This window comes from Nostoc flagelliforme FACHB-838 (genome assembly GCF_014698065.1).
GTDB lineage: Bacteria > Cyanobacteriota > Cyanobacteriia > Cyanobacteriales > Nostocaceae > Nostoc > Nostoc flagelliforme_B.
Map to the genome: position 1 here is coordinate 20,545 of NZ_JACJSI010000084.1, position 7,341 is coordinate 27,885.

At 43.9% G+C, this 7,341-nt stretch carries 10 protein-coding genes; 2 read left to right on the forward strand and 8 right to left on the reverse strand.

The genetic code is table 11. The features are described from left to right. Nucleotides 1–56 precede the first annotated feature (56 nt). The 8 genes from H6G97_RS27625 to H6G97_RS27660 form a co-directional block, all read right to left on the reverse strand. Nucleotides 57–1,880 (reverse strand): P-loop NTPase family protein, encoded by a 1,824-nt coding sequence (locus H6G97_RS27625; RefSeq protein WP_190943766.1) that lies wholly within the window; start codon nucleotides 1,878–1,880, stop codon nucleotides 57–59. Then, complete coding sequence (locus H6G97_RS27630; RefSeq protein WP_190943767.1) at nucleotides 1,877–2,455, reverse strand: hypothetical protein; 579 nt, start codon at nucleotides 2,453–2,455, stop codon at nucleotides 1,877–1,879. The genes H6G97_RS27625 and H6G97_RS27630 overlap by 4 nt, the downstream gene beginning before the upstream one ends. A gap of 70 nt (nucleotides 2,456–2,525) precedes the next feature. Then, nucleotides 2,526–3,197: a hypothetical protein gene (locus H6G97_RS27635; protein ID WP_190943768.1), complete on the reverse strand. Its 672-nt coding sequence runs from the start codon at nucleotides 3,195–3,197 to the stop codon at nucleotides 2,526–2,528. An 8-nt stretch (nucleotides 3,198–3,205) separates the two neighbouring features. After that, complete coding sequence (locus tag H6G97_RS27640; RefSeq protein ID WP_190943769.1) at nucleotides 3,206–3,622, reverse strand: hypothetical protein; 417 nt, start codon at nucleotides 3,620–3,622, stop codon at nucleotides 3,206–3,208. A 3-nt stretch (nucleotides 3,623–3,625) separates the two neighbouring features. Beyond that, the gene (locus H6G97_RS27645) at nucleotides 3,626–3,889 is read right to left on the reverse strand and encodes a hypothetical protein (protein WP_190943770.1); all 264 of its coding nucleotides are present in this window, start codon (nucleotides 3,887–3,889) and stop codon (nucleotides 3,626–3,628) included. A gap of 43 nt (nucleotides 3,890–3,932) precedes the next feature. Next, nucleotides 3,933–4,088, reverse strand: a complete 156-nt coding sequence (locus tag H6G97_RS27650) for a hypothetical protein (protein ID WP_190943771.1) — start codon at nucleotides 4,086–4,088, stop codon at nucleotides 3,933–3,935. Beyond that, entirely contained in the window at nucleotides 4,085–4,495 is a 411-nt protein-coding gene (locus tag H6G97_RS27655; RefSeq protein ID WP_190943772.1) for a hypothetical protein, read from the reverse strand. Before H6G97_RS27655 ends, H6G97_RS27650 begins: the two co-directional genes overlap by 4 nt. 1 nt (nucleotide 4,496) lies before the next feature. Continuing rightward, the gene (locus H6G97_RS27660) at nucleotides 4,497–5,432 is read right to left on the reverse strand and encodes a plasmid segregation protein ParM domain-containing protein (protein WP_190943773.1); all 936 of its coding nucleotides are present in this window, start codon (nucleotides 5,430–5,432) and stop codon (nucleotides 4,497–4,499) included. Between the two features lie 327 nt (nucleotides 5,433–5,759). On the opposite strand from H6G97_RS27660, the gene H6G97_RS27665 reads away from it, so the two are divergent. Continuing rightward, nucleotides 5,760–5,924: a hypothetical protein gene (locus H6G97_RS27665; protein ID WP_190943774.1), complete on the forward strand. Its 165-nt coding sequence runs from the start codon at nucleotides 5,760–5,762 to the stop codon at nucleotides 5,922–5,924. Nucleotides 5,925–6,523: 599 nt separating this feature from the next. Continuing rightward, nucleotides 6,524–7,341 (forward strand): DUF3854 domain-containing protein (locus H6G97_RS27670; RefSeq protein WP_190943775.1); only part of this gene is annotated, 818 nt, incomplete at its 3' end.

Below are 7,341 nucleotides of genomic sequence, written 5' to 3' on the forward strand. Positions count from 1 at the left end.
CTCAGGAAAGCCAGTAAGACATCCCTTTTTATGACCACGGCATTACGGCAATCCGTTTACCAATTAGGCAGAGAGTAGCTATCATTCCCATCAGAATTTACCTTCTCAGTCTTAACTAATTCAGCTAAACCATCAATTAATTCTGATTCTGAATAACCAGATAACCTGTCTGCTTTCTTCAAATCGCGTAATGTTTTTGGGGTTTTAGTCTTGACATTCTGGAAGTATTCATAAATCTTGTTAGCCACCTCAGATAATGGCTTTGGATGTACATTGTGAGCAGCATTTAAATTAAATTCCAGGTCAAATACTCTATCTAGATATTCCTGCTCCGAAGCAATCGAGTTAACTTTATTAGATAAAAGGGGCATTAATGCCACGACAAAACCACCAACAGAAGCAATCATCACTGGACGGAGGTTTTGATAGGAGACTGTTTTAATATCCAAGTATTTAGATTTAATTTGCTCCCGCTCAAGCTTACCTGGAATAATGTCACCTCTATTTAAAATCAACTCCAATACCCCATAAGATTCTTGTTCCCTTCCATTCTTGATATACCTATTACCTAACAGCAATAAATTCAAACAAAGCCTCGTTTGAGCATCCATCTTTTCAATGCCTAAAGCCGCCAAATTAAAAGACTGTAAAGAGGCAATAAACTTAGTATTAAACTCTCTACCAATCAGTAAAACATCAAGTAATTTACCGCCATAATTCCAGTCGGAGTAATGCTTGCTTAATTGGTCAGCAATCACTAACCAGTCATCCAGAATTAGAATCAATGGTGGTAAGGATTCGCGCTTTGATTCTAGTAGTTGCTTACGCTGTTTGTACGAGGTGTAAAAGTTATCAATTACCTCTTTCGCTAGGTCTGGGTTTTCCCCGTCAAAGACAATTACTCTTTCTTTCTCTCGCAAACCACAGAAACTATCATTCTTAGCACTAATTACCCAAATATCCGCGTTGGGGGAATCTGCAAGGATTTTCTCAATCAAATAATTGAGGGTGACTGATTTACCGCTTCCCGGTGCGGCAACTAAAGCAGTGGAACTATCTGCTCTGGCTAGGGCTTGCAAAGTATTCAGGGCAAGAGCTTCTGATGGGTCAAGGCTTTGGGCAGTATTCTGTTGTAACGCCTGCTGTTGTTCCCCAGTTACTTTATCGTCACCCCTGGCGATATCCTGCATTGATTGCCCTGGTAATGCTGCGGCTGGCTGCCCCGTTGCCTGTTGCAGTTGCACTTGTGCTTCGGCTTCTGCCCTTAACCTCACTTGCTCCTGAAAGATGGCTAACTCTTGCGGTGTCATTTTTGACAACTGCGCTGCTCTGACCCGTCGATTCTCTGACCATTGGTGAAACTCGTAATCTAGTTGGGCAGTGTAACTTTCTTTGTGGAGCCTTAACCCGTACCAAAGTTTAGAAATTAACCAATTGCTACGAATTTCTTCCCTAACAGAGGGCATTAGTTGGATTAATCGCCATTCCCTAGCTTTGGATAACCCATAAGCTCCACCAACGAATAACACTGAAGCTAATCCCCACCAGGGCTTATGAGGGTTACTTGGTTCTATTATTCTTAAGCGGGTAGCTTTGGTGGGCAAGAAGTTATCACGTTGAAACTCTGGGTTAGCTGGTGTGTAAGCTTCAGCATAAAACTCCGATTCAGGCATTATGTAACGCTTGTTGGGAGTGCAGTACCTTTGACGGTTAACCGGATTAGTGAGTGTTTCGGGGATGAAGCAATATTCAACCAAACTAAGGGAAGTGCCTGTAAATGACTTTGCCCCACAAATTAACCCAATGGTTGCCAGCACCCCCACAGTAATATTGTTGGCTATTCCTGATCGTAAATAATCCTCAAATTGCTTACGTTTCATTGGCTTCTCCCCCTCGCCATAGCTGCAAGCAACAACACTCCCAATGCTGCCAACCCGATCATTAGCCAAGGGGTGTCAGTCTGGGGACTGGGCTTAACTTCGTACTGTCTTACTTCTGAATAGAACCTTGTCTTACCTGTCTTGGTCGCTCCTGACACAGCCCGATATTCATCAAACGCCACCCACAATGCAACACCTACACTTGCAGTTTGGGCAGTCGCCACCATGAAGTCTTTACCAATGTGGATTCTGCCGTCATAGTGAATTTTAGTAAGGGTATCAGCGAAAAATAGCCCTAGTACAATGCTGCTTAAAGTGCCAGAAGCGATCGCCCCAATCCCAAGACTTGTTAGTAGGCTGACTCCAGTGTTAGCGGTGAATACGCCCAAAAATGTCTTGAGTGCTTTGTTGAGGAGTTGTTTATTGCTGAATACATCCCTAATAGATTGCTCAAGGCGATCGCCGTCTTCGCTCTCTGGGGTCGGTTTTTCTGAAGTAGTTTCACCCCACATTAACGGTGTGGACTGTTCACTGGTGTTTTGGAACTGTGATAATAGGGAATCAATTTCATTCATGTTTACCTCGCGTGGGTGAAACAGAAAAAGCCAGAGTTTTCCGTCACTGCTGGCTTTTAGCTAACTATGGTTAGATGCCCATAAAATTGCGGAACCACTGCCCCACACGACTAATTCCAGCAGTGCGCGAGTAATTGGGCTTGGGTATGCGGTCGGTTTTCGCTTCACTGCCGTTTGTCCACAGTGCGCTAGTAACTGCGGTTTCATAAGCGCGATCTGCTGCGTCTTGGGCTTCTGGCACTTTGTTGGATGCCTTGATTAAATCAGCCTCATATTTTGCGATCGCCATGAGGTCGGCTGTAGCCCCAGATATCTGAATCAAGGATGAGCGTTGCGCGTGACGGGTTGCCTCGGCAGTAGTGGCGTTGACGTGTTCCGCCTGCATTTCGGTCATTTCGTTCTTAAAACGCTGCTCTCCTGTTTTACTGGTGTTGATAGCTTTCAGGGTTTGCGTTCCGTGCTTCTGGGTCAGTTGCACCAGTTCAGCGTAGGCTTGGTTTACATCGCCAGTTGTTTCAATGATCTTCCGATATGCCTCCAATGCCTTGGGTAAATTGGCTTTTGCAGTGTCAGACAGTCGCGCCATGTCTGCAATTTTGGTGATTACCGTTTGATCTCCCTGTAAGGCTTTATTGAACTCCTCAGCCGACACATCAAACAGTCTCCCCATTGCTCCTAACGTACCGGGGGCATTATTGGGAATATGATTTTTGAGTTTTGCTGCTCCAAAATTACGTGCCATTTTATCTCCTAATAAGGTATGTAGTCATAGTCGATATTGCTGGATGATTGGGGCAACTTATGCCAGTAACCCATCTCTTCAAATCGGCTATAAATTCTCGTTGCTAGTTGCCTTACAGGGTCATCAAAATCATCAGAGATTAAATCAAATCGCTTAGAGCCAAATGCCAAGATATTTGCAATGTCCGCGTCAATCCCATTACCCAAGAATTGACCAAATGCAGCAGAGTATGGATGGTCATCAATGGTTTCATGAGTTGCTAAGAATTCGGTGACGGTGAGGGGTAAGTAAAGGCTGCAAAGAAAAATATTTATTTCGCGCTTCGTAGCTGTTGGGTTAAGAGCCTTAAATTGCTGGAGTTTCAAAGCATTATCAGTCAAAGAACAGCGTCCCCAATCATTGGGATTTCTATAATCGAGTGCCATTTGTTAGAATCCTTTTGTACTTTCGTTTTTGCGGCGAGAGATACACATCAGAGTGGGGCGATTGCAATGATTGGTCGTCGGTGCAATCGCTTCTGATTCTGGTTGAATTTCCCAATCTAGATAAATTAAAGCTGTTTGGGCATCTGCGATATGCAGATCCGGCGACCATCCTAGTTCTAGTAATTGAAGGTGGTCGGGGTGTGCTGCTATCTCAGCCATTAGTGCTTGAGCTTGGTCAATAAGGACAGACAGTGGTTGGTTAGTCATCGGGCGACATCTTCAAGTATTGCGTCTAGCTGTTTGTCTTTCATTACTGCTCACCTTTCAACGACTTCACAAGAACATCACCGTAATTCACTAGCAGAATAGTGAACAGTTGTGAAAACGTTGATATTCCAGTTTCATCAATAATCTGTTCGGCTTTTGGAATATATTTCTCATCCAAAACAACACGTTTCTGTTTCACAGTTTCAAACCTCTTATAAGTTGTTGACCCTTCAGTTTTGGTTCTGTTATTTCTTGCTTCTGTGTCTCTTGGACTGGTGAGGATTTTGAGATCACAGTATCTGGCTTGTGTGGCGACAGACTAACCGTATTACCCGCTAAATACTCACTAATCAATAAATTGGTCACAGATGCAATATTTATCCCTCTCTCTGCACCGTATTGAGATAGCCAGACTAAATGCCGTTTATCTAGTCTCACCCTGGCATCAGTCGTCACTCCTTGAGACAAATAGGTTAAATTCAGTGACCATTGATGCCTGATTGCGTCCATTAGCAAATTTACTGTCTCACTCAGTTTTGAATATCCAAGTGAGAGCCTGATTCCTTCAACTTTGCTGGCCACAGGGGGCGCTAACCTAATTTGCATTTCACATTGCCAACAGCGCTTGAATATTGGATAGCTGAGGGTTAGCCGGAATGTAAAACCCTGGTTGACTGCTCAATTTCTGCCGTACTAAGTTGGCGTTCCCACCAATCAGCATGATGTTGGTGACATCAGATAAGTAGTCATTAGCGGCTGTGGTAATGCTGTCCATTAAGTTGTTGAACCAGTTTTCTAGAAGTCTGGGGAATACTGCACTGAAATCATACTTGCGTCCATAGACCAAACTTCCATCAGCGATCGCGTCCATCACCTTGGGGACTTTGAATGCAACACTTGAGCGCTTGGCATAGCCTTGCATCAAATCACTATTAATAATGTCGTTAGCCAATGAGACACCACCCACTTTGGGGATAGAGCGACGGGTCAAGACATTGCAATCGGGGGACATAACAACGTAGTTAGTTGTACCGCCGCCAATATCAATGCAAAGTGTATCTCCTTCGTTATCAAGTTTTCCAGTCTTATAACTGTGACTAACTGCTAAGTCTGTCTCTGGGTAAAACTCAACAGATTTAATGCGATGGCGGTAAGACTTGCCATTGACCACGACTTGATGAGTATCACAAACGAGGGTTTTTCTGATACTGTCTTCATCCCATTGGGAACGCTCTGGAACTAGGAAGCGTACAGTGCCTTCAAAGTCTTGTCGCAATCCTGCCAGAGTGAAAGGTTTGACAAACTCTGGTAACTGTTTACCTCTTTCTGCTGCTGTCTGTGGGTTTTTCTGCTTGGTGGCACGTTCTCCCAACACCAGAACTTTGTCATCAAGCTTGACTGAGGGTGAATCCTCAGTGTCGATGTCTCTGGCACTGGTGTAAGTCACATCCAGGAATACAGAGCGCATGACACGAGGTTTCTCACCTTTGAGCGCAGTAATGGAGGAGTAGTTACCAATGTCTGCACAGTAAATGTTGATCACTTGCAATCTCCTATTAAGCTAGTAGCAGCCTCAATCGGCTGTTGCTAACCCAAAGGGGCAGATCGGTTGTGCTTTATTCTCTTACTTACCCTCAACTGAATTCGCCAGAGTCTTACTCACGCTTCAGAGTTAGGCTACCTAGAGGATCAGCTTCCACCGTCCAAGCTGTTCAGTCTTTATATGTTCGTTTCTCGATAACTCTTAACCGTTTTATGTCTATAGGTGCTATACTATTTTATAAGTGCTAGCAAAGTCAATACTTAATATCAAATAGAATAAAAATTTTTTAGGGAGTAAGATGGTATATTGTCAAAGCTTTGCTAGCAAATGCCGTCTAAAAAACCTCAAGTCTCGATTCGCTTGGATGATGATGAGTTTGCATTTTTGGAACAGTGGGCTGAACGCGAGTTCATGAACCCTACCCAACTTGTAAAAATCATCGTTCGGCGGACGATAGCTGAAGAAAAAGCTAAGGCACAGAAACCAAAGTGATCAACTAATTGCAGCAAGTCTCGCTAATTTAAGCAAATGCCGAAACGCTAAGACATCATCGTTTACGGTGCTTTCGGGGAAATATAAAAGCGAAATAAAAATAACATGAGAAAACCATGAAAAATTCTCTCGTTTTTCTCTCTAAATGCAAAGGACGGAAAGCTAAGGGCGACCGTAAAAAATACCTGCAAAAGCAGATACAGAAATGGTTTTTAATCCCTGGAATTTGAGCCAATAAAAGCCAAAAAGCCTGCGAGGTACAAACTCACAGACTTTTACTCAAATTGTTCATTTGAATTTGGTACGTACATTGTGGCTTCGGTGCCGGAAACACCTACCACACGCACACCCCGCTAGAAAAGACAGAGTGTAAAACCCCCACTGGAGAAGAATCGAGTGGAGCCTTTCCTTAATTATAAATGTCTATTATTTATTTCCAACAGATTCCTAAGAAAAAAGTAACAGGCATGAAGGCTTTACCCAAACTACTTGACTCTTTCCTCTCTACCGCACAAGTTACGCCAACTGTTCAGTAGATAGAAGTTAACATTCAGTCTTTTCTTGGCGAGGGCACTGTAACCCCTGCCAGGAGAAGAAAATTGAAAAATCTATCAAGTGTTCTACCATCTGCTCAAAATCTACTGCCAGTAGAAAGCTTAAGTGAGTTTGCCAGCCGAATTGAGCGAGAATTTATTACCGGCTCTGCGATCGCAATTTCTCTGTACACTGATAACATCCGCATCGTCTCTGATATAGAAATTAGTGCTGGGGGGGATGTCTCAACCCCAATCCACGATGCACTGAACTGGAAATATACCAGATTTGGGCATCAAGCCAAACCCACACTCCACGCCGCAATATTTTTTAACGAAGACGGTAGCCCCTGGCAAGGCAAACTCAGTAAACCCAGGACTGACACGAAAAAAGACAAGGATCAAAAATACGAAACTCCAATTGGCAACGGCTCACGCGCTTATCTCCCCACTGTCAACCGAGAAAATAGACGCTTAATAGCCAACCGCTACGGCGTAGAAGTCCCCCCTCCTGGCGAAAGTTTCTGGAACTGGCTAGAACTCCACCCAGAAATCCCAATCATCATTACAGAAGGCGGTAAAAAATCCTTATGCCTGTTGTCACAGGGGTATGTAGCCATTGCCCTTTACGGAATTAACGGTGGCTACCGTACCAAAGATTTATTAGGCAACCCTGTCAAGCCCTATCTAATCTCAGATATAGCACGATTTGCTGTTAAGGGGAGAAAATTTACCCTCGCCTTTGACCAAGACACAAATCCACAAACCCAAAGACGGGTTAACGCTGCGACTTTCCGCTTTAGCCGATTACTGACTGCCGCCGGTTCAATAGTTGATATCGCCATCTGGGACGGTCAAAAAGGACTGTGTAAAGGCGTTGATGA